Source organism: Oleiphilus sp. HI0067 (assembly GCF_001635735.1).
The window spans coordinates 1-1,001 of sequence record NZ_LWFI01000625.1 but is presented as its reverse complement, the minus strand read 5'-3'; the positions used below and the strand labels follow the sequence as shown (position 1 = coordinate 1,001).

Annotated in this window: 1 protein-coding gene; it reads right to left on the bottom strand. The window is 47.7% G+C overall.

Going from position 1 to position 1,001, the window contains the following annotated elements; all coding sequences use genetic code 11:
* A partial coding sequence (locus tag A3739_RS06950) for a tandem-95 repeat protein (protein WP_156502431.1) occupies positions 1–1,001 on the bottom strand: 1,001 nt, incomplete at both ends.

Genomic DNA, 1,001 nt, shown 5'->3' with positions numbered 1-1,001 from the left:
ATACTTCCATCCTCATCAATTGCATACGCCAAGTTACCTGAAACAGGGAAGTCATTCACAGGAACAACTACGATATTCGCTTGGGCCGTATCACTCGCACCCTCAGCATCTAACACAACCACATCGAGGACAATGTCACCATTGAAATTCTCATTCGGAATAAAACTAAAGGAGCCATCATCATTCTCACTCAGCGTTCCATCTGATCCTGAGTAGCTCACACCTTGCAGACTCACATCACCTTCAACGTCACTTGAATTCGCCAAAAGCTGTGCAGGTGTCAATGTAATTGTACCGTCCTCATTCATGCTGAAAGACGTATCCCCTGCAACTGGCGGGTCATTCACAGGAACAACTACAATATTCGCTTGGGCCGTATCGGTACCACCCTGACCATCAGACACGGTAAAGTCGACGGTGACATTACCATTGAAGTTCTCATTCGGTGCAAAGGTATATGTGTCATCTCCATTATCGGTGAAGATTCCATCCGTACCTGTGTATGTAACATCTGAGATACTCAGCGTATCGCCATCAACATCCGACGCTCCCGCCAACAGATCCCCATCTGTAAGCGTGATCGTCCCGTCTTCGTTCATCTGGAAATTCTGATCCTGCGCGACCGGCAGATCATTCACTGGGTTCACTGTCAAATCGATATTGGCTGCAACTGTCGCTTCACCATCGAATACATCGAAACTAATATCGAGATCACCATTGAAGTTTGCAGCCGGTGTCAGGGTGAACGTCCCATCACCATTATCTGTAATCGTCAGTTCCGGATTGGCTGTCTGTAGATTCAACGCCGTGAGCGTATCACCATCCACATCACTCGCTTGCGCCAAGAGCTGTTCTTGGCTCAGTGTGATACTTCCATCCTCATCAATTGCATACGCCAAGTTACCTGAAACAGGGAAGTCATTCACAGGAACAACTACGATATTCGCTTGGGCCGTATCACTCGCACCCTCAGCATCTAACACAACCACATCGAGGACAAT